Annotated in this window: 17 protein-coding genes; 8 read left to right on the forward strand and 9 right to left on the reverse strand. The window is 65.7% G+C overall.

All coding sequences use genetic code 11. From position 1 onward, the window contains the following. Positions 1–311, reverse strand: a 311-nt coding sequence (locus tag ACKVEX_RS14130) for a hypothetical protein (protein ID WP_473216380.1), incomplete at its 3' end; no start/stop codon positions are given. 82 nt (positions 312–393) lie between these two features. On the opposite strand from ACKVEX_RS14130, the gene ACKVEX_RS14135 reads away from it, so the two are divergent. From ACKVEX_RS14135 to ACKVEX_RS14170, 8 genes are all read left to right on the forward strand, one after another. Then, the gene (locus ACKVEX_RS14135; protein ID WP_473216381.1) at positions 394–648 is read left to right on the forward strand and encodes a hypothetical protein; all 255 of its coding nucleotides are present in this window, start codon (positions 394–396) and stop codon (positions 646–648) included. Between the two features lie 90 nt (positions 649–738). Further along, on the forward strand, positions 739–993 hold the full coding sequence (locus ACKVEX_RS14140) for a hypothetical protein (RefSeq protein WP_473216382.1): 255 nt from the start codon (positions 739–741) through the stop codon (positions 991–993). Between the two features lie 368 nt (positions 994–1361). Next, positions 1362–1745, forward strand: a complete 384-nt coding sequence (locus ACKVEX_RS14145; RefSeq protein ID WP_473216383.1) for a hypothetical protein — start codon at positions 1362–1364, stop codon at positions 1743–1745. A gap of 62 nt (positions 1746–1807) precedes the next feature. Next, positions 1808–3007 carry a hypothetical protein gene (locus ACKVEX_RS14150; protein ID WP_473216384.1) on the forward strand — a complete coding sequence of 400 codons (1200 nt, stop codon included), beginning with the start codon at positions 1808–1810 and terminating at the stop codon, positions 3005–3007. Between the two features lie 8 nt (positions 3008–3015). After that, the gene (locus ACKVEX_RS14155; protein WP_473216385.1) at positions 3016–10470 is read left to right on the forward strand and encodes an LPD38 domain-containing protein; all 7455 of its coding nucleotides are present in this window, start codon (positions 3016–3018) and stop codon (positions 10468–10470) included. Then, the gene (locus ACKVEX_RS14160; RefSeq protein ID WP_473216386.1) at positions 10467–10841 is read left to right on the forward strand and encodes a hypothetical protein; all 375 of its coding nucleotides are present in this window, start codon (positions 10467–10469) and stop codon (positions 10839–10841) included. Before ACKVEX_RS14155 ends, ACKVEX_RS14160 begins: the two co-directional genes overlap by 4 nt. 3 nt (positions 10842–10844) lie before the next feature. Beyond that, positions 10845–11387 (forward strand): hypothetical protein, encoded by a 543-nt coding sequence (locus ACKVEX_RS14165; RefSeq protein ID WP_473216387.1) that lies wholly within the window; start codon positions 10845–10847, stop codon positions 11385–11387. Then, entirely contained in the window at positions 11384–11665 is a 282-nt protein-coding gene (locus ACKVEX_RS14170) for a hypothetical protein (protein WP_473216388.1), read from the forward strand. Before ACKVEX_RS14165 ends, ACKVEX_RS14170 begins: the two co-directional genes overlap by 4 nt. 208 nt (positions 11666–11873) lie before the next feature. Here ACKVEX_RS14170 and ACKVEX_RS14175 read toward each other — a convergent pair whose 3' ends face one another. The 8 genes from ACKVEX_RS14175 to ACKVEX_RS14210 form a co-directional block, all read right to left on the reverse strand. Then, positions 11874–12677, reverse strand: coding sequence for a S1 family peptidase (locus tag ACKVEX_RS14175; RefSeq protein ID WP_473216389.1), 804 nt, complete (start codon positions 12675–12677; stop codon positions 11874–11876). Beyond that, positions 12674–13594 (reverse strand): transglycosylase SLT domain-containing protein, encoded by a 921-nt coding sequence (locus ACKVEX_RS14180; protein ID WP_473216390.1) that lies wholly within the window; start codon positions 13592–13594, stop codon positions 12674–12676. The genes ACKVEX_RS14175 and ACKVEX_RS14180 overlap by 4 nt, the downstream gene beginning before the upstream one ends. A gap of 71 nt (positions 13595–13665) precedes the next feature. Continuing rightward, a complete protein-coding gene (locus tag ACKVEX_RS14185) occupies positions 13666–14946 on the reverse strand; it encodes a nucleotide sugar dehydrogenase (RefSeq protein ID WP_473216391.1) in 1281 nt (426 codons plus the stop codon). A gap of 235 nt (positions 14947–15181) precedes the next feature. Next, positions 15182–17986 carry an XrtA/PEP-CTERM system TPR-repeat protein PrsT gene (gene prsT / locus ACKVEX_RS14190; RefSeq protein ID WP_473216392.1) on the reverse strand — a complete coding sequence of 935 codons (2805 nt, stop codon included), beginning with the start codon at positions 17984–17986 and terminating at the stop codon, positions 15182–15184. Between the two features lies 1 nt (position 17987). After that, positions 17988–19346 carry a PEP-CTERM-box response regulator transcription factor gene (prsR, locus tag ACKVEX_RS14195; protein WP_473216393.1) on the reverse strand — a complete coding sequence of 453 codons (1359 nt, stop codon included), beginning with the start codon at positions 19344–19346 and terminating at the stop codon, positions 17988–17990. Beyond that, complete coding sequence (prsK, locus tag ACKVEX_RS14200) at positions 19339–21438, reverse strand: XrtA/PEP-CTERM system histidine kinase PrsK (RefSeq protein WP_473216394.1); 2100 nt, start codon at positions 21436–21438, stop codon at positions 19339–19341. The genes prsR and prsK overlap by 8 nt, the downstream gene beginning before the upstream one ends. A 111-nt stretch (positions 21439–21549) precedes the next feature. Beyond that, positions 21550–22941 (reverse strand): TIGR03013 family XrtA/PEP-CTERM system glycosyltransferase, encoded by a 1392-nt coding sequence (locus ACKVEX_RS14205; protein ID WP_473216395.1) that lies wholly within the window; start codon positions 22939–22941, stop codon positions 21550–21552. Between the two features lie 247 nt (positions 22942–23188). Beyond that, positions 23189–24187, reverse strand: coding sequence for an alpha/beta hydrolase (locus tag ACKVEX_RS14210; RefSeq protein ID WP_473216396.1), 999 nt, complete (start codon positions 24185–24187; stop codon positions 23189–23191). Between the last annotated feature and the right edge of the window lie 341 nt (positions 24188–24528).

Genomic DNA, 24528 nt, shown 5'->3' on the forward strand with positions numbered 1-24528 from the left:
CCCGGTGTAGCACTGGACAACAAGAGGGGGGGGTCTTTTTTTTCTATTTTTTGCTCCACAAACTCCACAAACTCCACAGAAAAAGAAAGAAAGCCAGTAACGGCGCAGGTTTCAGGGCCGTCTTCGTGTTCCGCAAAACTCCACACCGCTGTGGAGTTTTTGCGGAACTCCACAGAGCCGCCAAAAAAGACAAACAGACCATCGGGAACAACAACCGGGCGCACCAACCGACCCAGACCATCGCCAGATAGTCCGAACAGCACCATTACGCACGCGCGCATAAGTTCAGGCCTCGATTGTTGGATTTCCACCAATCAACGCGCCGCGATCAAGGATGCCCCCGAGGCGCCGCCTGCGCTACCCTTCCGCCATCGCCAACACCGGAGCTCAATCATGCGATTCGTCAAGCGCGCGACCCTCGAATCCCGTGTCGGATTCCGTCTCCAGCGGGCTGGCCAGACGCTGGTCGTAACCCGTCGGTCCGGCCGCAAGCCCGAGTACGGCGTTTTGGTCGGGGACTGGGTCCAGGCCTGGGGCACGCTGGAAGAGATCGCCCGGCGCGTCGGAGCGTTGCGCGAGGACGAGGCGCTGGCCAGGCCGACCCCGCCGACCGTGATCAAAGTTTTGCCGAAAGGCGAGGCCGGCTAACCCTTCCCGCCGAACGCGAGTTTCGCGCACTTACGAACAGGCGATCCGGCTGGCAAGCTGTCTGCTCCACCCATCGACAGGAGCAGACACATGAACGCGACCACTGATCTCGACCACCTGATCAGCCAGGCCATCAGCCACAACGGATCGATCCTCCGAGGTGACCGCATGCTCGAGGCGCTCGCCGACGACACCGATCATCTGCCCGCGGACATCATCCGAACCGGTCGCGCGCAGGCTGCGCTACGAGCCGCGCAGAACCGGCCAGATCAGCCGCTGCCGGCCGATCAGATCAAGGCAATACATCGGGCAGCCGACGACATCCGGCGCCGCCTGAGAGGCTGACAGACCGCACCCCACACACCCGGCCAGCGAGCCGGGTTTTTTCTTGTCTGGCGGAGTCGTGATCCGCCGAACCAGCACACGAGCGCTGGCCATCGTGATCGCCCGGCTGCGCTACCCACACAAACGCCCATCAATAGCGGCCGTAAACGGCGAAGCCCTCAGGGCGCGACGACCGAGAGGGCTTCTGGGGCGCTAGAACCTTTCCTGCGGAAAGACGCCCGACGTCCAGCTTACCCGACAGGCAAAAAGGTGGGTGTCGTCTCCGTGCAAATAATTTATGCCAGACGAGTGAAAAGGATACCCCTATCGAAAAAATTTGGCATTGTCGGGTTGCCTACGGAGGCACAAACGCTCAAAAGGACTCAATCATGAAATCCAAATCAATCCAATACGCCGGCATGCGCTGCATCGTCGAGGACACCCGAACCGGCCGCATCGAACACCGGTATTCAAGCCGGCAGCGCACGGTTTTCTACAGCCATCCGCGTACCGGCCGTCCGCAAGGAACCTGGAACCCAACCGAGTTCAAGCCGACCGACCGGTTCCGCATCTATATCGCCTGGTGCGACTCGTGGAGCGAGTGGCTGCCGGACAACTCCCCGCGCCTCCTCGATTCTGACGAGAGTGCCGCATTGGTCGCAGCCGCCGACGCAACACGAGCAGCGGACGACATCGGGCATGTGCGCAAGACCCAGCAGCGCCGCGAGGCTGCACGCACAACCAACCACCAACAAATTCACGGAGCAATCTGATGTCCAGACGCAACCGAGGCGGAGCACTCGAAATGCTCCATGGATTCCGAGCAGGGTACGACGTGACCGGCCAGATCGTGCGTGACGTGAAGTCCGCCCGGGTCATGAAGGAAAAGCCCGAAGAGATCGAAGCCGCCAAGGTCGAAGGCTATGACCTGTCCGCACCCGGCGGTCCGCGCAGGGACGTGCAGCAGGCCAAGCCCGAGCAGGTCCAGACCCGCTTCCTCGGTCAGTCGTACGACGGCAAGCTGTCCGCCGAGGATCTGGACCGCGCCCGCATGAACGCGCTGACCGACATCCGCATGAAGCACGGTGACGTCGAAGGCGGCCTGGCCATGCGCCAATCCGCGCGCCGCGATCGGCTGACCGACATGCAGCTCGCCAACGCGGAAGAGGACCGAGCCGATCGCGTGGCCATGCGAGCAGGCAACCAGCAGTTCGCGAACGCCATCGGCTCAGTCAGCCAGTACGAGGCTGCCGGCGGTCTGCCTGCAGTGCGCCAGGAGCTGGCCCGCAACAACGCAAGCCCCGAAGAGACGCAGCGGGCCGTCGCCGCCTATCAGCAGGCCTATGCGCCGGCCAACGTCGGCAGACAGGCATCCGCCGGTCTGATGTCGCTGGATCCAGCACGAGGCCAAGCAGCCCAACAAGCGGCGATGGCCAAAGCGCGCGATGTGCTCCTCCACGACGTGGGCCGCCTCGCGATGCAGGGCAACTGGACAGGCCTCGCCGAGACGCTCTCGACCGGCTACGGCGATGCGAACCGCTACGAGGTCGTATCGCAGGGCCGCGATGGAGTGACCTTCGCAGCCATCGGACCCGACGGTCGAGAGATCGGCCGCGAGACGATCACCAGTCCGCTGCAGGCCGTCGAGCTGGCCGCAGCCTACGCCAATCCGGCGGATGCGCTCACCTACATGCAGCGCAAAGAGGAGCGCGCTGCAGCACAGGCAGACGCCCAGCGCAAAGGCCGCGAGAGCAACGCCCTGATCGCCCAGAGGTATGCCAGCGCGGAGTCCAGCCGGGCGTCTGCCGAGGCACGACGGAACCCGGAGAGCACCAACGCGATCACCGATGCCGACGTGAAGGCCCAGATCAAGGCCGTGGCGCAGGATCCGGACACGCAGGAAGACGACCCGGTCCGGCATCGCGAGCTGCTCAGGGATTACAACCAGCTGCGCCAGGCTGGGAAGAGCCCGGCTGAGGCGATGGACGAGCTGTTCTCCGGAGCAGGCGAAGACTACTCGAGTTTCTGGCAGTAAGGACCGACATGACACCGACCACCGAACAGCCGAAGCCCCGCCAGCCGCGCCCCTGGGTCGAGGTCCAGGCCGACCCGGGCTTCCAACAGCTGGCACCCGAGCAGCAGACCGCAGCCCGCCGCCAGTACTTCGATCAGGTGGTCGCGCCGCGGATCCCGGAGGTCGGCCGTCGTCGCGCAGCCTGGGACCAGTTCTCGAACTGGCAGCCGGAGCCGGCACCGGCGGAAGACAAGCCCGGGTTCGTGCGCCGAACGATCAACGCGGTCGGTGAGGCGCGCCAGGCGCTGCAGGACCAGACCAATCGCGACGACAGCACCCTCGCCCCCCAGCCGCTCGCCGACAAGCCCATCCAGCTGATCCCGCGCTTCGACAAGAAGCCGGACAGCGTCATGGCTGATCTGCCTGAGCAGCCGCGCTCTGGACCCCCGGTCACGCCGGCCGCGCGCAACCTGATCCAGCAGCTCTACGATCGCCAACCCGAGCGCCGCGCTGAACTCCTCGCGCGCCAGGACTGGGCGGGTCAGGTGGCCCGCGAGATCGACGGCGGTTATCAGAAGCTGGACCAGGCAGCACACAGCACACCCCTCGATACCCGGCGCGAGGCGCTTGTCGACCGCGCGCGAGCAGCGGGTGCCACACCAGACACCGCTGAGTCGATGGCCACCGGCGGCGATGTCCGCCTACCAGCAACAATCGATGAGCGCCCTGAGCCGCTGGCCGATCGGCTGGCCCGCATGGCCGCAGAGCAGACCGGCGAAGAACAGGCCAGGACCATTGTCCGTGGTGCCGTCGATCTGGCCGGCAGCATTGCGAAGGTTGCACCGACCACCGGCAAGATGGCACTCGACACCGCGCAGCTGATCCCGTTGATCGGTCGCGCCGCGGAGATCGGATCCGATGCACTGGCTGAAGTGATCGACGACATCGGCAGCATGCAGTCTGGCGAGATGCAGGGTCAGGCTGCACGCCTGGCCGAGGTGGTCCGGACCGGAACACCCGACCAGATCGTGCAGCTGCTTGTCCAGAACCCCCAGCTCCTGGCGGATGTGGCGATCCCGTCCGCGGGTTCCGTGTTCCTGATCGGTGGCGCAGGCTCAGCCATCGGCAAGGCACAGGCGGCCCGCTACGCCGATCGCCTCTCACCCCGGGCACTGGCGCGTATCCAGCAGCGCGCGGCCACTGAGGGTGCGATCTGGACCAACGCCGCGGTCAATGCAGGCGCGGCGTACGACGAAACCGAAGGCGGGCAGCTCGCCAAATACACCGCCGCGCTGATTGCAGGCGCTGGCACCCGGGCAGTGGGCGGCATCACCAAGGGCGGTGCAGAGGGCACCATCGCGCGCGGCGGCGAGGCGGCAGCGCGCAACCCGTTGCGCACGATCGGCGGTGTCGCAGGCCGGGAGATCGCGCAGGAGTTCGGTGAAGGCGGATCCGAGGCGCTGGGCACCCAGACAGGCGAGATCATCGAAGGCGGGCGCGACAGCTACGACTGGCGCCAGCTCGCGAACCAGGCAACGCTCGAGGCCGCAGCCGCCGGACCGATCGGTGCAGCGGTCGGCGCAATGTCCGCCCGCACTGCAGACGAGCGCCCGGAGCCGACGCTGGCCGATCAGATCGACGCCACCCGCTGGGATCCACGCGACATCGACCAGGCCGCGCGCGCCGCACTCTCACCCGAACAAGGCCAACCGGCTACCCTGCCCCGCCCCGCTGCACCAGCCATCCCGCCCGAGCTGGACCAGATCCGCCGCGAACGTGACGCCGCAGCAGCCGCGACTGGCGATCCGATCGAAGCCGTCGTCGTCGATCTCGAGAACCGCGCGATGGTCGAGACGTGGCTCCGCAGCCCCGAAGGTCAGCAGGCTGAAGCCGAAGCCGGCGCACTGGACACCGCGCAGCTGCTCGACCAGGCCTTCGCAGCAACCCGCCCGATCGTTTCGGCCACCGGTCAGCCGTTCAGATCCGAGCGCCTGGCTGCGATCAGCGCGAAGCAGCGCGGGCTTGATGCGGTCCCGATCCCGGTCGAAAACGGTTGGGGGCTGGTGCCGGTCCAGCAGGTGCAGGCGAACATCGAACAAGTACAGGCGGACATCGAGCCGACCCAACAAACGCAGCCCGACCCGATCGCGATGTTCGAAACCGAGCAATGGGCCGAACCGCTGCTCGGCGCACGCGGACCGTTCCGCACTGAACGCGCGGCAGCGATCAGTGCGAAGCAGCGCGGCCTGGACATGATCCCGGTCGAGGTCGAAGGCGGCTGGGGCTTGATCCCGAGCACCGCAACACCGGCCGGCATCGAGGCCGAGCCGGTCACACCGCCCCCGCCACCCGCAACGCTGACCCCAGCCCAGTTCGAGCAGGCACAGGCCGCGATGGCCAACGTCGCCGATGCGTTCGCCGACCGGCCGACCGACGCCCACACGGTCCGCAGGCAACGCAACGAGCTCCGGAGCGCACTGATCAACAGCGGCATCGCACCGAGCGCCGCGAAGCTGATCATCGATGAGGCGACGACGATCCGGGCGCGCGAGTTCGGCGATCGGCTGCACGGGTTCCTGGCGCCGCGGAACGTGCTCGCCGCGATCGAGCAGCTGGGCATCGCACCCACGGCGCAGATCAACCCGGTCGAGATCGACACCCGTCGCGACCAGGTCGTCGCCCGGATGGACCAGATCGAGGCCATCGCTGCCGCACGCCGCGAGTCAGGCGATGCTGTCGGTCTGCCCAGCCCCGGCGAAGAGGTCGCAGCCGCACAGACTCGGCTGCAGGCGAAGATCGACGCGCGACGTGAGCGGGCGCCGACCCGCGCACCGGCCGATCCGGAGGCCTTCGCCAAGTGGTTCGAGGGATCGCAGGCCGTCGATGACGACGGTAACCCGATGCGCCTGTATCACGGCACCCGGTTCGGATCCACTGCCGCACTGGTCCCGACCTACCACGACGAAACCGGCGGGTTGCGTGGCATCGCCTTCACGCCCGACCGCGAGGTGGCCGCCCGTCACGCGAACAACACCGAACGGCCGCCATCCGGACAACAGCCGCACATCATCGAGGCCTTCGTACAGGCGCCGGTGCTCTACACGTTGCGTGAGTTCCAGGCTCGCGCGGCTCTGCACTACGACACCGACTACAGCAACCTGACCGAGGCGCAGGTCGTCCAGTTCGCGCGCGACAACGACATCCGGGCCATCGATATGTCGGAGGTCGGCGAATCCGGCGAGGTGTTCGTGCTGGATCTCTCCGCGATCGGGCTTGTGGAGCCGACCAACGAGGCTGCACCCGCCCCCCGCTTCGATCGCCAGGCGCCGGCACCCGCAGCCCGACCCGCACGCACCCGCAGCGATGGCCGGACCGCACTGCTGGCCGAGATCGAGCAGGCCCGCACGCGCACCGCACCGGCCGAGCTGGTGGCTGAATACAGCGCACTGCTGGCCGAGGCACAAGACGCTCGGCGCCGCGCTGGGTTGAAGAAGACCAAGCAGGCCGAGGCCAAGCAGCTCACCGCCCGCGCCGACGTGCTCGAGGACACGATCCTGCCGGAGCTGCGCGAGCGGATCGGCTACGTGAATTTCAAATCGGCGACCGGCAACTACCGGATCCTGAACACGCCGGACAACTTGACCGAGTTCGCCAAGCGGGTGAGCAAGACAGCCGCGTTCAAGCAGCTGCCCAAAGTGGAGACAGTCTATGACAGCATCGAAACCCGACCGGGCACCACCGAGGCACAGCGCACAACTGGACGTCGCGCTCTGGACGCACTTGTGGATTCGATCAACCGCCGGTCTGGCGGAGGATCCGTCTCCGTACTGGGTAACGCGCTCTACGCCGACTTCACCGAGCGCGGAGGCACCACCCTCGTCGGCCAGGTGATCGAGAGTCCGGCCGATCTGGCGACCCTGGCGCAGGTGTTCCGGGATCCGCGCTTCGAAACGTTCCGCGCGATCTACCTGGACGCAGACAACCGGGTCGTCGGTGAGGCGGGCTACAGCTCACGCCTCCCGGCTGCGGTCCATCTACCGAACGACATCGAGGCCTGGATCGACCGCGACCGCACCAAGTTCGGCGCGAGCAAGTACTACGTGTTGCACAACCACCCGTCCGGCACCGCGAAGCCCAGCGATTCAGACCTCAACCTGACCCGCGCCATCGCGGACAACGCACATGGATTCGCGGGCCACGTCGTGATCGACCGCAACGAATACGCGGTCATTGCCAAGGACGGCAGCTTCGACGTGATCCAGGCGCCCGAACTCGACAGCATCGATTTCAACAGCAAGCCGACCACCCCGCACCGCCTGCTCGGCCTGAAGATCGCCCGCCCGGTCGATGTGACCATGATGGCCAAGGCGCTGCAGACACCTGACGGGCACGCCACGCTGATCCTGACCCGGCGGGATGGCAAGGTTCATCTGATCATGGATGCACCGATGGCCCTGCTCCAGGACGCAAGCCGCGCCGGTGTCGTCCGGGCGAAGGCCTTGATGCGCCGCGCAGCCCGCGCGACAGGTGCAGGCGGCCATCGGTTCGTCGTGCTGCCCGACGGTGTGCCGCTCGAGTCGCTCACCCATATGCTGACCGCCGGCATCGTGATCGATGTCGTGTCGCCCGATGGGAGCTCGCTGCACGAGCGTATCGGCGCCCGCTGGCCCGGCGATTTTCTGGACCGGGCAACCCGTCGCGCGGCTCAGGTCCGCGAGCAGGCCAGCCCCTACAAGCAGCCACCCCCAGCCGAGACAAAGGCCCGGGCGTTCCAGCGAGTGTGGCAAGACAAGTTCAACCGATTCACCGTGATCCAGGACTGGCTCAAGTCGCAGGGCGTGAAGCTCACCGAAGGCGCGAATGTCTATCGGGCCGAGGAACGCATGCATGGCCGGACCGCGACCCGCATGGAGGATTTCCGCGAGAAGCGGGTGAGGCCGATCGTGCAGAAGATCCGCGACGCCGGGTTGAACCTGGCCGAGGTGGCCGACTTCCTGCACGCACAGCATGCCATCGAGAGGAACCGCCAGATCGCGAAGATCAACTCGGACATGCCTGACGGCGGATCCGGGATGACCGATGCCGAGGCCGCCGCCAAGCTCCTCGAGTACCGCAAGAAGCCGGAGCTCGCCCAGCTGGCCAATGAGCTGCGCGCGATCACCGATGACACCCGCGCGATCCTGCTGCGTGCCGGGCTGATCACTCAGGAGATGAGTGATGCCTGGACCGGTGCGTACCAGCACTACGTCCCGCTCAGAGGCGGACCGGACACCGACGCATCGGTGCAGGGCACAGGCAAAGGCCTGACGGTCAAGGAAAAGCAGAAACGTGCGCTGGGCCACGGCACCCGCACCGAGGGCGAGTGGATCATCGAGAACATCCTGCAGTCGCATGAGCGCGCGATCCTGCAGTCCGAAAAGAACCGGGTCGGGCAGCATCTGCTCAAGCTGGCGATCGAAGCCGGGGATCCGGACCTGATCACCATCGGACAGCCGGTCAGGCGTCAGGTGCTGCGCGATCAGAAAAGCTACGTGGTCGAGTACCGCGGATCCACGGTCGAGACGTTCCGCAACCTGGCCGATGCACAGCGGTGGGTCGGTCAGCAGAACCGCGCGCCGGGGGACTTCAAGATCCGCACGAGCCACGACCTGGACGTCGTGCTGATGCCCACACCGGTGCTGGATCCGTCGGAAACACAGGTCTATGTGAATGGCCACGCGATCCGCGTTCAGTTCAAGGATGAGCTGCTGGCCCGGGCCTGGAACAACATGGGCGCCGAGCACATGAACGTCGTGTTCCGGATCGCGCGCGGGATCAACACCTGGTTGAGCAAGGCCTATACCGGCTACAACCCCGAGTTCCTGGGCGTGAACGTCGTGCGGGATCTCTCGACCGGCCTCGCGAACATCACCGGAGAGGAAGGCGCAGCGTTCGCCGCGCGCGCGCTCGCCCGGTATCCGAAGTCATTCGCCGAGCTGCTCCGGTATGCCTGGACCGGCAACGCATCGAACTCGATCGCAGCCTATCGGGCGGACGGCGGGACGACCGGTGCAGCCTACCTGTCGGATCTGGAGCGCATCGGCAAGGACATCGATGTCGCGTTCGGCAAGTACGCCGGCGTGCTCGAAGGCTATCGCTCCGGCGGGCCGACCAAGGCCGCGCGGGTGGCCGGACAGATCGCGCTCGATGCCGCGGTCGGCTGGATCGAGAAGCTCAACCAGGCGGGCGAGAACGCCATGCGACTGGCGGTCTATCGGGCTGCGGTCGAGGGTGGCAAGACTCGCGCGCAAGCAGCGGCGCTGGCCAAGAACTCGACGGTCAATTTCAACCGCAAAGGCGAGGTCGGCCAGATCGCCAGTGCCCTCTATCTGTTCTTCAACCCGGCCGTGCAGGGCACCGCATCCATCGCACACGCGCTCTTCCAGGCCAAGCACCGCCACCAGGCGCAGGCACTGGTCGGCGGCATGATCGGGCTCGGATACTGGATCGCGGCCTCGATGGGTGGCGGTCCCGAGGACGAGTGGGAGAAGGTCGGGCCATTCGCACACGAGCGGTTCCTGCATATATGGAAGGGCGACGGCTGGGCCCGGATCCCGATCCCGTACGGCTATGGCTTCTTCGTCACGCTCGGCCGGCAGCTGCAGGCCATCGAAGCGGGCGGGGATCCGACGGCCGCATCGCTACGGATCGCCGAGTCTCTGGTCGGCGAATTCACGATCTGGGGCGGTGCAGCGGATCCCGATGGAGATGAGCGCAACATCCTGTTCCTGGCACCGACCCTCGTGCAGATCCCGGGCGCGGTCCTCATCAACCGCACCGGGCTGGGCTCGCCGATCTATCCCGAAAGCAAGTTCGACGAGAGCAAGCCGGACAACCAGAAGATGTGGCGGGCGACCCAAGGGACCGCATGGGCCACGACAGCTCGTGAGCTGAACGCGATCACCGGTGGCAACGTGGTCGAGAAGGGTTGGCTCGATGTCAGCCCGGAAACACTCAAGTACTTGTGGCGCACGGCGACCGGCGGTGCGGGTCGATTCTTCACAGACAGCGCCCAGCTCGCCTGGAACCTGACCGTCGAAGGTCTGCCCGTGTCGGACATCGAGACGCGCGAGGTGCCGCTGGTCCGCAAGTTCGTGCAGGACGAGAACGACATCCGCGGCGCCCGCTCCCGGTTCTGGGAGCATGCGACCGAGGTCCGGGAGGCCATCGAGTCATTCCGCCGGGCGAAGAATCTGGTTGATGCCGATGTCCGCCGGACCGAGATGATCCGCGTGCGCGAGGAGCAGCGCGAGCGGCTGGCCCTGTCGAAGGTGACGGACCGCTACATCAAGCTGGTCGCAGCGAAACGCGACCGGATTCAGGCCGTCATGGCCGACCAGAGCAAGACGCTCGCACACCGGCGGGCTGCGGTGCGCGTGCTCGAGCGTGAAGAAGCAAAGATCTACGACGCCTATGTCGAAATTTTCAAGAGGAAAACACAATGAGTCAGGCAGATCTCCTCCAGGCCCGCGGTCAGATCGTCGAGGCCGCCACCCTCGCGGTCCTGCGTCGTGATCCGGACGAGTGGCTGGCGACCTTGGACATCGCCCAGCAGCTGCAGACCGAGTGGCGACCGTTCGGCTTCGCGCTGCGCCGGCTGGCGTGCCGCGGTCTGGTCGATGAGTCGATCATCACGGTACCCGGCAAGGGCAGATTGACCGAGGAGCGCAGGCTCTACAAGTTGAGGACCGTCGAGCAGATCGATCTGCCGAACCATCCGCTGTATCCAACGATTTATCCAATCCCGCCCGGTGCTGCCCGCCGGGTTTTCGGGCGCGCGAGTGCCGTGCCCCGTTCAACACCCAGCAAGGAGTAAGTCATGTACTGGTTGAAAGAAGATCTCGAGCGCCAACATCGACAGGCAGCGCGCGCCCTGTCCGACGCGGCTGTCGGCGATTTGCCTGCGGTCGTCGCAGCCCGCGAGAAGCTCGCCCGCGCACAGGCGTCCTACGACGCGGCGCAAGCGACGGTCCCGCAGGTGGATACCGGCGACCTCGACGAGCGGATCTCGTCGGCACGCGCCCGCGCAGCGGACCTGACCAAGAACCTGCCGGAGCTGGCCTACAGCGATCTGCTCGCCGGCGATCTGGACATGACCAGCGCCACCGCAGCCCGTGCGGAGATCACCCGGCTCGAGCTGCTGGCCACCGATCTGGACGCTGCCCGCAACCTCTGGTATCGCCGCGAGGGCACCCGCAACATGTCCGCTGCACAGGCTGGCGCAGGCTTGCGTGCGGCTCGCGAGGCACTGACTGTGGCCACCTTCGCCGCGAAGCTCGACGTCGTGCGCGATGAGGCTGCCCGCAAGGCTGATGCTGAGCGGACGGCTCGTCTGGCCCGCAAGGCGGAGGCGGCAGCATGAAGACGCTGAAGACTGGCACGCCGGTCACCGATCCGGCCATCATCGAGCGGCACTTGCAGCAGCGCCTGGCTGAGCTGCGGCGCACGACCAAGGCGGATCCGTTCTCGGCGAAGCTGTTGGCTTTGCCTGAGGTGGTCGATGTCCTGCGCGAAGAGATCCGCGCGCAGCTGGCCAAGGGTGAGGTCGATGTGTCCGAGTCCGAGGTCGGGCTCGCTGGAACATCGACCAGCGCGAAGGAGGCCGGGCGGAAGTTGCAGGCAGCGATCGCCGGTGTGTGAACGATGGTCCGTGTAGCACGGCGGGTGTCGTGCTACACGGATACTGCTACAGACACCCGGAAAGTGAGTGACCTAGGGAGCGTGGGGACAACTCTGGGGGCATGTTGAAATAAAGAGACACTCACCCCTTTATTTTTCGTGCCTGAAAGACGGTTCTCCCATTCCTGCCGGGGGACCAAAACAATCGGATCCGGACGCCAACGCCGATCTACAAGCGACCCAGCATCGCCCGCAGGTACTGGATCGGGATCGCATAGCTGATCCCGGACGGATCGCTGAGCACGTTTTCCTTGGTCGACTTGATGAAGACCATGTTGATGACGCCGATCACACGGCCGCTGCCCGGCTCGAACACCGGGGAGCCGCTGTTGCCCGGGTAGGCGGTCGCGTCGAGCTGGAAGATCTGGAACGGGTCGGTGCCGAGGCGGCGGATCAGCGCGGGGTCGAGTTCGCGTGCGCGTGCCTGCGGGATGCCGATCGGCGTGATCGCGGCGATGATGCCGCGATGCGTGACCGGTGTGAATCCGAGCGCATTGCCGATCGGAAAACCGGTGAAGGCAATGTCCTGGCCTTCGCGCACGGTCGCGTCCGACAGGGCCAGTGCCGGCAATGAGGCACCTTCGATACGCAGCACCGCCAGATCGCGCCCGTCCTCGCGCGCGGCCACGGTCGCCGGCCGCACCGCCACAGCACCGGGGTTGTCGCCCGGCACCGCGATCGCGATGGTCTCGAGCTGATCCGACGCGAGGGCCTTGGGCAGCACGTGCGCGTTGGTCGCGATCAGACGACCGTTGCCGACGACGAAGCCGGTGCCCAAAAACTTGAAGGACGGGTTGCGGGTACGCTGGAAGGTGCCGACCGCGACGATGGACGGTTTGACCCTGGGAATCGTATCGACCAGCGCCGCGCCGGCCTGACGCGGCAGGATACCCGCCGCGAGCAGCCCGGCCGCACCGACGAGGAAGCGTCTGCGTGACGACTCGGGCCCGGGCGCATCCAGGAGCAGCCTCAAGAGCCGGCCTCCGCGACGCGCGTCGCGCGCAATGCGGCCAGCATCGTGCTCGGCTGCACCACGTCGTGGTCATACGGATGGTCGGCACGCTGCACGATGCGCATGATGCGATCGACGTAGGCCCGCGTCTCGGCGAACGGCGGCACGCCACGGTAGCGCTCGACCGCCCCCTCGCCGGCGTTGTAGGCGGCCGCGGCGAGCGCGATGTCGCCTTCGAAATACGCCAACAGCCAGCGCAGATAGGAAAGCCCCCCGCGGATGTTCTGCTCGGGGTCGAAGATGTCGGACACGCGGAAACGCGCCGCGGTGTCCGGGATCAACTGCATGACCCCCATCGCGTTCTTGGGCGACACCGCTTGCGGATTCAGCGCCGACTCGGTGATCGCGATGGCCAGCGCGAAGCTGGGACTGATCCGGTATTCGGGGGCGAGTTCGACGACCATGCGCGCGATCCGCTGCCGTTCCGGCGGCATGCGACGAATCCGTTCGTCGAGATTCCATGTGCTGTCCGCGAGGCACGCAGGCAGCGACGCCTGCGTCTCGCCGGTGAAGCGCAGCATCCGCTGAGCGTGTTCATGCCCCCGCTTCGCGGCCAGTCCGAACAGCCCGCCCGCCACCGCGTCGTCGCGCTCGACCCCGCGACCGTTGGTATACATCCAGCCCAGCGAGAACATCGCTTCCGGGTGCCCGAGCCGGGCTGCTTCGCAATACAGCCTGGCGGCCTGCTCGGGATCCCGGGGCACCCCCTCGCCGTGTTCGTGCGCCAGCGCCTGACGGATCAGTTCGCCGGCCTGCTTCGAAAAGGCTTTGTCGACCGGCGCCGTCGCGGCGAGCCGGATGCCGCCGTCGCTCGCCGACGCAAGCACACAGAACCCGGCACACAGGCCGCTCGCGAACAGTCGCAACGCAGACCTCATGCTGCGTAATGCGACGGTTGCGGCGACGGTGCGCTGTACGCGGTCCATGAATGATTTGTAGCAGAGCTGGGTCACAGACGCCAGACGCGCACACCCGCGGCCGACAGCGCCGCCGGGTCGTAGCTCGACTTGACGTCTACGAACACGCCCGAAGGCAACAGCCGGTCGAGCATGCGCTCCAGCGGCATGCCCACATAGCTCTTGTGCGACACCGCCGCCACGATCGCGGAGGCCTTCGGCAGGGCCTCCCAGTCGAGCAGCTTCACGCCGTATTCGTGCTCGGCCTCGGCCGGTGCCGCCACCGCGTCATGCACATGCACGCGGCAGCCGAAGCTCTCGAGTTCGCGGATCACGTCGATGACCTTGCTGTTGCGCAGGTCCGGGCAGTCCTCCTTGAAGGTCAGCCCGAGCACGATCACGTCGCAGCCCTTGATCGAATGGCCGGACCGGATCATCTCCTTGACGGTCTGCTCGGCCACATACTTGCCCATGCCGTCGTTGATGCGACGCCCGGCCAGGATCACGTCGGAGTGATAGCCGAGCATCTCGGCCTTGTGGGTCAGGTAATACGGATCGACACCGATGCAATGCCCGCCGACCAGACCTGGGCGGAAGGGCAGGAAGTTCCACTTGGTGCCGGCCGCCTTCAGCACTTCCAGCGTGTCGATGCCGATGCGGTGGAAGATCAGCGACAGTTCGTTCATCAGCGCGATGTTCAGGTCGCGCTGCGTGTTCTCGATGACCTTGGCGGCCTCGGCGACCTTGATCGAGCTGGCCGGATAGACGCCGGCGGTGATCACCGAACCGTAGATCTCGGCCACCTTGTCCAGCGTGGCCGGGGTGTCACCGGACACCACCTTCACGATCTTGGTGACGGTGCGCTCCTTGTCGCCCGGGTTGATCCGCTCGGGCGAATAGCCGGCGAAGAAACCGTCCTTCCACTTCAGGCCCGACTCGCGCTCGATGATCGGGATGCAGACGTCCTCGGTCGCGCCCGGATACACGGTGGATTCGAACACGACGATCGCGCCGGGCTTGAGGTTGCGACCCACCGTCTCGGACGCCTTCACCAGCGGTGTCAGGTCGGGCTGATGCGCTTCGTCGACCGGCGTCGGCACCGCGACGACGATGAAATCCGCCTCGGCGATCACCGCCGGGTCGGTGTGGCACTGCAGGCCGGTCGCGGCGCGCAGATCCTCGCTGGACACTTCGCCGGTCGGGTCGATGCAGTCGCGATAGGCCGCGACCTTGTCGGCCGACAGGTCGAAACCCAGCGTCGTGTACTTCTTGCCGAACTCGACCGCGAGCGGCAGGCCCACGTATCCCAGTCCGATTACGGCAATGGTGGTCATCGAATGTTTTCCCTGTTGTAGCTTCGAACAAAAGCGTGAGCGAGGTTCAAGCACCCGTCCCTCCCCCTTCAAGGGGGAGGTCAGGAGGGGGATGGGTTACGGCAGCGGTTGTGCAACCCATCCCCACCCCAACCCTCCCCTTGAAGGGGAGGGAGCAACGGCGCGCTTATCCTATCGACATCGCCAATTGATTGCCGCCTTGATCAGTGAATCCGTTCAGTCAGTTCGATCCGATTCACAGCGTGCCCTTCAACCGGGTCGCCTCCGAGTGCATTGCAGTGCCCTCCGGGGCCAGCCGGATCACCTCGTCGAGTTCGCGCCCGGCATCGGCCTTGCGGTCGACCTCGATGTAGGAGCGGGCGAGGTTGAGTCTGAGCGCCGGCTGATTCGGCGCCGTGTCGACCGCCTTGCGCAGATTCGCGAGACCGTGCTCGTGGTCACCCTGCTCCATCTGCAGCATGCCCAGCGTGTCGAGGATCGCCGGGTTTTCCGGCGCCAGAGCAAGCGCGCGTTGTGCCAGCGGGATCGCATCCGGCTGTTTCAAGCGCCCCGCGACCCAGGCGAGGTTGTTAAACGCCAGTGCGTTGTTCGGCTGAATCTCGATGATGCGCCGATACAGGCCCTCGGCCTCCTCAAGACGCCCCTGTGCAAGGGCATACTCCGCGAGGTAGGTTCGCATGACCACATCCTGCGGCTGTCGCTCGAGCAGAGTCTGAGCCGTCTTTGCCGCATCATCGAGTTTGTCCGCACGCAGCTGGGCACGATGCAGCTTGACTGCCACGCCAGCATTGGGCGATCGTTCCAGCGCCCTCTCAAAGGGCGAGATGGCTTGGGCCCAATTGCCGGCAGTGGCTTGAACATCGCCCTCGAGCATGTAGCCAAGCGCTGAATTCGGGAGGAGGCTTTGGACTTGGCGCGCTACGGTCAAGGCGTCCGCAGGGCGTTGGGTTTCTAACAGCACAGCAATCAAGCGCTGGTGAGCGGCGACCAGGTCGGGACGCAGCGCCAAGGCACGGCGCAGCGACTGCTCTGTTCCAACAATGTCCCCGGTTGCGCGTTGGGCATCAGCCAGTGCCACCAGTGGCCCCGGAGCCTGCGTTTGCACTCGGACGAGGCGATTCAGCGTCGACACCGCCTGCTGACGCTCCCCCGTCGACATCTGCGCCTGCGCAAGAACGGTCAGGCCATTCGGTTCATCCGGTTGCGCGGCAACGAGTTCCTGAGCAAGCGTGCGGGCGCGGGTGGCTTCATTGTTCTCGAGCAAGTGCCTGGCCATTGCGACCTTTGGCGCACGAGCCGTCGGGTTCGCTGCTACTGCACGTTCGAGCGTCGCACGCACGTCGGCGGGCGGCGATCCGGTCTGAGCCTGCACTTGGGCCAATAACAAATAAGGATTCGGATTGGACGGATCTCGAGCGATCATTCCTTCGAACCTCTGCTTCGCATCATCGGAACGGCCCTGTGCGAGATCAAGCCGGGCCAGATTGATCAACGCCGTGACGAATCCAGGGTCAAGTTCCAGTGCGCGTTCGAAAGCAAGCCGAGCACCGTCGATCTCCTGTCTCGCGATCATGAGCCCGCCCTTGAGATTGTGGGTCTGCGGGTTGTCCGGTTCCTTACGTTCGAGTTCCTCAAGAGCCTCAGCAGCCTTGTCGAACTCACGATTCCGAAGGTAAACGAGGATCAGAGCGACGTCGGGTTGCGCTAGCCTCGCGTCGAGACCCGAGGCGTTTTCCAGATCAGCCAACGCCTGCTCGACATCACCCGCTGCATATCTCGCCACTCCAAGTCGGGTCAGAGCCTGCACATCCTCGGGATTGGCGGTGGACACGCGAGCAAAATAATCGGACGCCTGCTCGAAATCCCCGGTCGCCAGGAAGATCTGCCCGGCCAGTGTCATCGTCACCGGGTCGTCGGTACCCGGTCCGAGTAACGGTTCGACGAGCTCGCGTGCGCGGACGGTTTCGCCGCGAGCGAGCAGCGAAGCCGCCATCAGCCGGCGAGCCAGCGGTTGGCCGGGCGCACGGGCGAGCACACGCTCCAGATGCGCCTGCGCGCGGACATGATCGTTCAGCCGCAGGTAGATGCTGCCGGCCAGCAGTTCAGCCGGAAGATGCCCGGGAAGCAGACGAAGAACCTCCTCGATACCATCCCGCGCCTCAATGACCCGATCGCGGCGCAAGTCCACGAAGGCCCTCAGATAGAGCGTCGACGGATCGCGCGGCGCAACCTCGATCATGTCGGCCAACCGTCGCTCGGCGTCATCGATGCGCTCGAGCTGCAGCAAGTAGGAGATCAGTGCAAGATGGTACGCGGGTGCGCGCGGCTCGGCCTTGATCGCGGCCTCGAGGGCCGCGACCGCTTCGTCGGGTTGGTTCTGCGCAGCATATACATCCGCCTTCAACGCATGCGCCTCATGCGTATCCGGCTTCAGCGCCAACGCGGTATCGGCATCGGCCAGCGCGCCGTCGAGGTCGCCACCGAAAAGCTTCGCGCGCGCCAGCCCGACCAGCGCCATCACGTCCTGCGGATTCTGCTGATGCGCGGCTTCGTAGAATGTGCGCGCCTCCTCGACGTTGGCCTTGGCCAGATGGGCGTCGCCGACGTTCGCGAGCAGCCGCGCCTGCGCGGCCGCATCACCGAGTTCCCGTTCGGAGAAGGCTGCGATCACGCCGTCGAAATCACCCGACAGCACCATCGCGCGCGACAGCAGCGGCACGACCTCGACCTCCGGATAGCCCGCGTCGGACGCCCGGCGCAGTTCCCGGAGCGCGCCCGGGATGTTGCCCTGCTCCAGATAGACCTTGCCGAGCAGGAAGCGCGCCTCGACCAGGCTACCGTCCTTCTGGATCGCGTTCTTCAGCTGAATGCTGGCGGCGTTGATGTCGTTCCTCGCGAGGAAGTCCTTGGCCGAACCGAGCATGTCCTCGGGCGAGTCGGCACACGCGGTGAGCACGACCGCGGAAAACAACAGCGCAAACAGCCGGCTCACGCCAGGCCTGCGCTGCGCGCGCGAGGAAAGCATTTTATTCTCAGGCATCTCAGCCCTCCCTCTTCAAACCGAAACGGTTCATCATGTCATAAAGCGATGGCCGGCTGACGCCGAGGATCTCGGCGGCCCGGGCGATGTTGTTGTTGGTGCGTGCGATCACGCGGATCACCGCCTGGCGTTCGGCCGCCTCGCGCACCTGGCGCAGATTCAGCTTCGAAAGATCGGCCTCGGCCGCCTCCAGGCCGAGGTCGTCCGCCGTGATCTGGGTACCATCGGCCATGATCACCGCGCGCTTCAGGCAGTTCTCGAGTTCGCGGATGTTGCCCGGCCAGTCGTGCGCCTCGATCGCGGACAGCGCGTCGTCCGACAGCGACAGCGTCGGGCGTCCGTTCTCGCGGCAGAAGCGCTGCACGAAGGCATGCGCGAGCAGTGCGGCGTCGCCGTCGCGGTCGCGCAGCGGCGGGATCTCGATGACGATCTCGGCCAGCCGGTAATAGAGATCCTCGCGGAACTGCCCGACCCGGATCAGTTCCTTCAGGTCGCGATGGGTCGCGCATACGATCCGCACATCGATCGGGATCTCCTCCCGTCCGCCGATGCGCTCGATGACCCGCTCCTGCAGAAAACGCAGCAGCTTGGCCTGCAGCGCCATCGGCAGGTCGCCGATCTCGTCCAGGAAGAAGGTGCCCTTGTTCGCGCTCTCTATCTTTCCCGGCGTCTGCTTCGCCGCGCCGGTGAAGGCGCCCTTCTCGTAACCGAAGAGCTCGCTTTCGAGCAGGTTCTCCGGAATGGCGGCGCAATTGACCGCGACGAAGCGCTGTTTGGCGCGCGGCGACAGCGAATGCAATGCGCGCGCGAAGACCTCCTTGCCGGTGCCGCTCTCGCCGAGTAGCGCGATGGTCGCGTTCGCGGATGCGACCCGCTCCACGGTGCGACACAGCTTCAGCATGGCCGGATCGCGCGTGATCACGCCGGACAGCGCACTGTCCTGGCGCTCGCGCAGGCGCTGGTTCTCCATCTGCAGGTCGTGCAGGCGGAAGGCGCGATCGATGGTCAGGTTCAGCAGATCCGGCTCGAAGGGCTTGCCGAAGAAATCGTAGGCGCCCATCGCGACCGCCCTGACCGCGTTGTCGCGATCGTGCTGGCCGGTCAGCACGATGACCTTGGTGCCCGGCGCGAGCGCCAGCATCTCGGTCAACAGCCTGAAGCCCTCGGTCACGTCGTCCGGTGCCGGCGGCAGGCCCAGGTCCATCGTGACCACGGCCGGCTCGTGACGGCGCAATTGCGTGATCGCGCTCTCCCGGTCCTCGGCCACGATGGTTTCGAATCCGTCGAACGCCCACCGCATCTGCTTCTGCAGCGTGGGATCGTCCTCGACGATGAGAAGCGTTCGTTGCTTGTCAGTCATGATTGCCTGCTTGGACCGGCGCCGGGCCATCGGCTTCGTTCAGGCGTTCCGCCATCGGAAGCAGAATGATGACGCGCGTGCCCCGCCCTTCTTCGCTTTCCACCTGCATGCTGCCACCGAGTTCCTGAATGTATTGCTGTGTCTCGTACGCGCCGATGCCCATGCCGCTGCGCTTGCTGCTCTGAAAGGGTTTGAACAGCCGCTCTCGAATGAATTCCGGACTCATTCCGCAACCGGTGTCCTCGACCCGGATCCGCAAGCGCCCCGATTCGGGAATATCCACGCGTACTGATACCTTACCATCCTCCGGAGTGGCGTCCAGGGCATTTTGCACAAGGTGACCGACAACGCGTTCGAGGCGTTCCGGATGGGCATAGACCGGGAAGGACGGGCCGCCATCGAAGGCCACCTCGACGGCCGGCAGCTGATGCCGTCTGGATGCCCGGATGCGTTCGAGCAGGCCGGCGAGCTCGATCCGGCGGGTCGGTTCGATGGACCGTTTCTCCTGCAGCTGCTGCATCAATGCGCGCATCTTCGCTTCGACATGGGTCACCGTCTCGAGCATGTCCTGCTGGAACTCCGGGTTGTCCTTGTGACGCTCCGCATTCCGGAGCATCAAGGACAGCTGCGCGACCAGATTCTTCAGGTCATGCACGACGAAGGCCGACATGCGGTTGAAGGAGTCGAACTTGCGCGACTCGAGCAGGGCTTCGGCCGCCTGCATGCGCGCCAGATAGCTGGCCGCCTGGCGCTGGGCGGTCTTCAGCAGGTCGAGCACCTCCCAGTTGATGTCGAAGCGGGTGCGGGCCGAATTGAGCACGACGAAACCGACCAGCACACCGCCGGATCTGAGCGGGACCACCAGCCACGCATCGGGCATCTCGGACAGCCAGCGCGGAATCTTAAGATCCGGGACATTCGCGCGCCTCGCGCGCATCTCCTCCAGATTGACGATCCACTCGCGCTCGTCGAGGAAACGACAGAACGCGCCGTCGTCGTCCTCCACTGCATCCGACGGGGGATGGTTGAGCCGCGCATGCATGACGAAGCGCCCGCCCGGTTCCTTCAGCCACAGCGCGCCGCCGGAACTCTCGACCAGATCCGACAACGCCTTGATCACCGACTGCCCGAGATCCATGGCGTCGCCCGCCGACGACAGGGCCTGCGTGAAACGCAGCCATTCGGTGCGATAGTCGTAGCGGTACGGAAAAAGGTGCTTGTTGATCAGCACGCGCAGGCGGGCGCGCTGCGTGCCCGAGAACAGGAACACGACCAGCAGCAGCAGGCCGGCGAACAGCAGCGCCAGCTGCAGCACCCGGCCCCATTCGCCGCCGACGAAGCGCACGTAGTAGCCTGCAGCGGCGATGACCAGCAGATACAGGCCTGACAGCGCGAGCGCGGTCGAGTGGAAAGCCATCTCGCGCGACACCGAGATCCGCACCGTCCAGGACGGACTGCGCGCTGCGGACAGCGCGATCAGCGGAATCAGCAGGGTCAGCACGAAGCCGCGCACCGCCCAGATGTCCGGATCGATGCGCCCGAACAGAAAGGCGTCGGCCATCAGATAGAGGTCGAAGATATAACCGGCCGCCAGCGCGAGGCACAGAGGCTTCAAGCCCCAGCGCGACTCCACCGGCAGTCCGCGATACAGTTGTTCGACCAGTACCAGACCGAACACGGTCCCGGCCAGAAAGGACCCGAGCACCAGGCGTACCGGGTCCAGACCGTAGTCGGGCAGCATGCCTGCCGTCGTCAGCAGCAGCGCCTGCACGGCGACGATCAGACCCGCGATAAGCGAGGGCCAGCGCTTGCCGGTGCCGATCAGCGGGCGCAGCAGCACCAGCAGGAACGCATACCAAGCCGCACCGCGCAGCACCTCGCTTGCACCGAGCATGGCCAGCAGCGCAAGCGGCTCCGCATCCGGAAAGAACGCGGGCACAAGCCCGACCCCACCCCACAGCGCACTGGACGAGACGGCGGCCAACAGCACGCCGCCTGCCAGTCCGCCACGCCAGGCAAGAAACAGATACAGCAGAAAGATCAGGTAGGCGGCAGCGGCGAGCCCGCTGCCCCATACGGCGACTTCGTACAACTCGACTCCCATCAGGCGAGGGCGAATGCGGATCGGGACCGGTATTGACGGTGATGGGCCGCTCCGCAACCGGGCGGCGAGGCCCGCTCGAGCTGCGTCAGGCGCGACGGATCAGTTTGCGCCTTCGCCGGTCAGCACGACCCGGACGGTCTCGAACAACACCAGCGTATCGAGAATCAGCGTGTGGTTCTTCACGTAGTACAGATCGTACTGCAACTTCTGCACGGCATCATCCACCGACGATCCGTACTGATAGCGCACCTGCGCCCAGCCGGTCACGCCGGGCTTCACACAGTGCCGGCACGAATAGAACGGGATCTCCTGGCTGAGCTGATCCACGAAATACGGACGCTCCGGTCGCGGACCGACGAGGCTCATGTCCCCGGCGATCACGTTGAACAGCTGCGGCAGTTCGTCGATACGAAGCTTCCGGATCACGCGACCGACACGCGTCGTGCGGTCGTCGTTCACCACGGCCCAGCGCGGGCGGCCGTCCTTTTCCGCGTCCTGGCCCATGCTGCGGAACTTGATCACGCGAAACACCCGGCCATTGAGGCCGACGCGCTCCTGCCGGTAGAACACCGGGCCCCGATCCTCGAGCATGATGAGCAGCGCGGTGACCAGCATGACCGGCAAGGCCAGCACCAGCAGTGCGACCGATGCGACCAGGTCGAAGCAGCGCTTGACGAGCGTCCTGCCCCAGCCCTGACGGAAGCCGTCGCCATAGATCAGCCAGCTCGCGCGCAGCGAGTCGATGCGGATCTGGCCCTGCGTACGTTCGAAGAACGAGGACAGGTCCAGCACTCTGACACCGGTCATCTTGCAGTCGAGCAGCTCGCGAATGGGCAGCACCCCGCCCCGGCGCTCGCGCAAGGCGACGATGACTTCACTGACGCGCAGATCGCGCACGGTGTCGATCAGGCTGCGGTTGGTGTGGAGAACCCGATCGCGGTTCACCGCCACCGGATCGTCACCGTTGCCACCGTAGAAGCCGACCACCTCCACACCCCGTCTGACCGGGTGCGTCAGCGAATGCGCGACCGCAGCCGCATCCGTTCCGGTACCGATGATGAGCACGCGCGGCATGAACATCGACGAAGCCGCGCGCCGGTTCACGACGCCCCGCATGACCAGAATCAGTCCGAGAAGCAGCAGCACCGACAGTTCGACCGCCGCATCCGAGGCGACCGACGACCAGGGCAGCACCTGGAAAGCGCCATAGGCGATCGGCACGCTGACGACGACCGACACGACGGTACGCATCGCCGCATCCCGTCCGGACAGCCCGCGACCCGGACTGCGATACAGACCCATTACACTGTTGAGCAGGATCATGACGACCGCAAAAAACAGCGCGGACGGCGCAATGATCCGCCAGTCGAGTTCGGTTCCCTGCATCTGGAACGCCATCGCGAGCAGTACCGCCACGAACAGCAGCGTCGCATCGAATGCCGCCTGTTGCAGGATGTGCGATGGGAAATAATGACTGAACACTTTCGACATCGGGCCCGCCTTTAAATGCTCTGTATGAATGGAACGCATTCCGGGCCTTCGCCTGCCGCCCTGGTACGCGACGGCCCGGAACTTCCATCTTGTTGCTTCTTTTTCAGGTGTCCAACGGTAACCGCTCCCGCGATCGATTGCCATGAACAAAATCACGGCGGCATCGGATCGGCATCATAACGGCATGCACCTGTTTCAAATGCGCTCGAGCAGTCGCCGAGCATGCCTGAGGCCCGTTTCAATGATACTACCGGCTCACGCGCCGCACCCCGTCCAACCCATCCGGCATAGCCCGTTCCGGGGAGACGCCAAGCCCCCGGGCAAGCGCTTCCGAAAGCCGCGTGACCGTTTCCCTGGCCTCGGGCAGAAGCTTTCCGAGCGTCAGAAAGCCATGCACCATGCCGGGCACGCGGTACGCCTCCACCCGTCCACCCTCGGCCCGCGTGCGCTCGACGAACGCGTCGCAGTCATCGGTGAGCGGATCGTACTCGGCCGTGATCAGCAGCATCGGCGGTAGACCGGCCAGCGAGCCGGCCCGCATCGGCGAGGCTCGCCAGTCGTCGGCGCCGCCGTCCGGCAGGTAGCGGCTGAAGAACCACTCGAGCGTGTCCTGGTCGAGAAAAAAGCCGTCGTTGTATGCGATGCGCGACGGGCGGTCGCTGTGGATCTCGGTGCAGGGATACACTAGCGCCAGAAATGCAGGGCCGGTTGCGCCCTCGTCCCGCAACGCGATGGCCGCGACCAGGGACAGGTTTCCGCCGGCGCTGTCGCCGCCAAACGCGATCCGGTCCGGATCGACGTTCAACAGATCAGCATTGTCACCGACCCATTCGAAAGCCAGCAGCGCGTCATGGATTGCCGCCGGAAACGGATGCTCGGGCGCGAGGCGGTAATCCACCGACAGCACCGCACAACCGGACTGGTTCGCGATCTCGCGGCACAGCACGTCGTAGCTCTCGACGTCGCCGACGCACCACCCTCCGCCGTGCAGGTACAGCAGGATCGCCAGCCGGTCGTCCGGCCTGCTGCGGATCGGGCGATAGAAGCGCGACAGCAGCACGCTGCCGTCGCGCCGGCCGATCGGCACCTCGGTGACCGATGCGACTGCCGGCACTTCGGGACGAAACGCGAACTGGAGCTTCTGGAAGGAATGGCGCGCCTGCGCGACCGACAGTTCGTGAAAACGCGGTGCGCCTATCCGGTAGGCCATGTCCAGCAGGGATTGGGCTTGCTTTGTCAGCGGCATGAATTCAGAACCTCGCTGCCGAGGACATCGACGATTCAGAAAGTGCAATGTTACCCGATAACCACCACGGATGTTGCGACGCAACAGGATTCGCAACGCAATCGCATGCAGCACGACAAGGCGGGCCGGGGAGAAGGGCTAGCCTCGCGGCGACTCGGCCACTCGTGCTGCCGCTGTAAGGCGCTCTTCGCTGCGGGCCTCGAACTCGCCCTTCGGGCTCAGACGGCGAGGCCCGCGGGCGCTACGTTCGCCAACAGCGGCATGCGCTCGGGCCGAGTCGCCGCGAGGCTAGCCCTTCTCCCCGGCCCGCTGCGTGGCACGTTGTCGATGCGACCTGCCCA

The sequence above is a fragment of the Denitraticella aggregata genome (genome assembly GCF_048158365.1).
Lineage (GTDB): Bacteria > Pseudomonadota > Gammaproteobacteria > Burkholderiales > Rhodocyclaceae > Azoarcus_F.

Bases quoted from the DNA above. Each gene is read 5' to 3' on its own strand.
- ACKVEX_RS14205 (WP_473216395.1), bottom strand. From the start codon at position 22,941: ATGTCGAAAGTGTTCAGTCATTATTTCCCATCGCACATCCTGCAACAG.
- ACKVEX_RS14185 (WP_473216391.1), bottom strand. From the start codon at position 14,946: ATGACCACCATTGCCGTAATCGGACTGGGATACGTGGGCCTGCCGCTC.
- prsT (WP_473216392.1), bottom strand. From the start codon at position 17,986: ATGCCTGAGAATAAAATGCTTTCCTCGCGCGCGCAGCGCAGGCCTGGC.
- ACKVEX_RS14160 (WP_473216386.1), top strand. From the start codon at position 10,467: ATGAGTCAGGCAGATCTCCTCCAGGCCCGCGGTCAGATCGTCGAGGCC.
- ACKVEX_RS14165 (WP_473216387.1), top strand. From the start codon at position 10,845: ATGTACTGGTTGAAAGAAGATCTCGAGCGCCAACATCGACAGGCAGCG.
- prsR (WP_473216393.1), bottom strand. From the start codon at position 19,346: ATGACTGACAAGCAACGAACGCTTCTCATCGTCGAGGACGATCCCACG.
- ACKVEX_RS14170 (WP_473216388.1), top strand. From the start codon at position 11,384: ATGAAGACGCTGAAGACTGGCACGCCGGTCACCGATCCGGCCATCATC.
- ACKVEX_RS14180 (WP_473216390.1), bottom strand. From the start codon at position 13,594: ATGAGGTCTGCGTTGCGACTGTTCGCGAGCGGCCTGTGTGCCGGGTTC.
- ACKVEX_RS14145 (WP_473216383.1), top strand. From the start codon at position 1,362: ATGAAATCCAAATCAATCCAATACGCCGGCATGCGCTGCATCGTCGAG.
- ACKVEX_RS14155 (WP_473216385.1), top strand. From the start codon at position 3,016: ATGACACCGACCACCGAACAGCCGAAGCCCCGCCAGCCGCGCCCCTGG.
- ACKVEX_RS14140 (WP_473216382.1), top strand. From the start codon at position 739: ATGAACGCGACCACTGATCTCGACCACCTGATCAGCCAGGCCATCAGC.
- ACKVEX_RS14135 (WP_473216381.1), top strand. From the start codon at position 394: ATGCGATTCGTCAAGCGCGCGACCCTCGAATCCCGTGTCGGATTCCGT.
- ACKVEX_RS14210 (WP_473216396.1), bottom strand. From the start codon at position 24,187: ATGCCGCTGACAAAGCAAGCCCAATCCCTGCTGGACATGGCCTACCGG.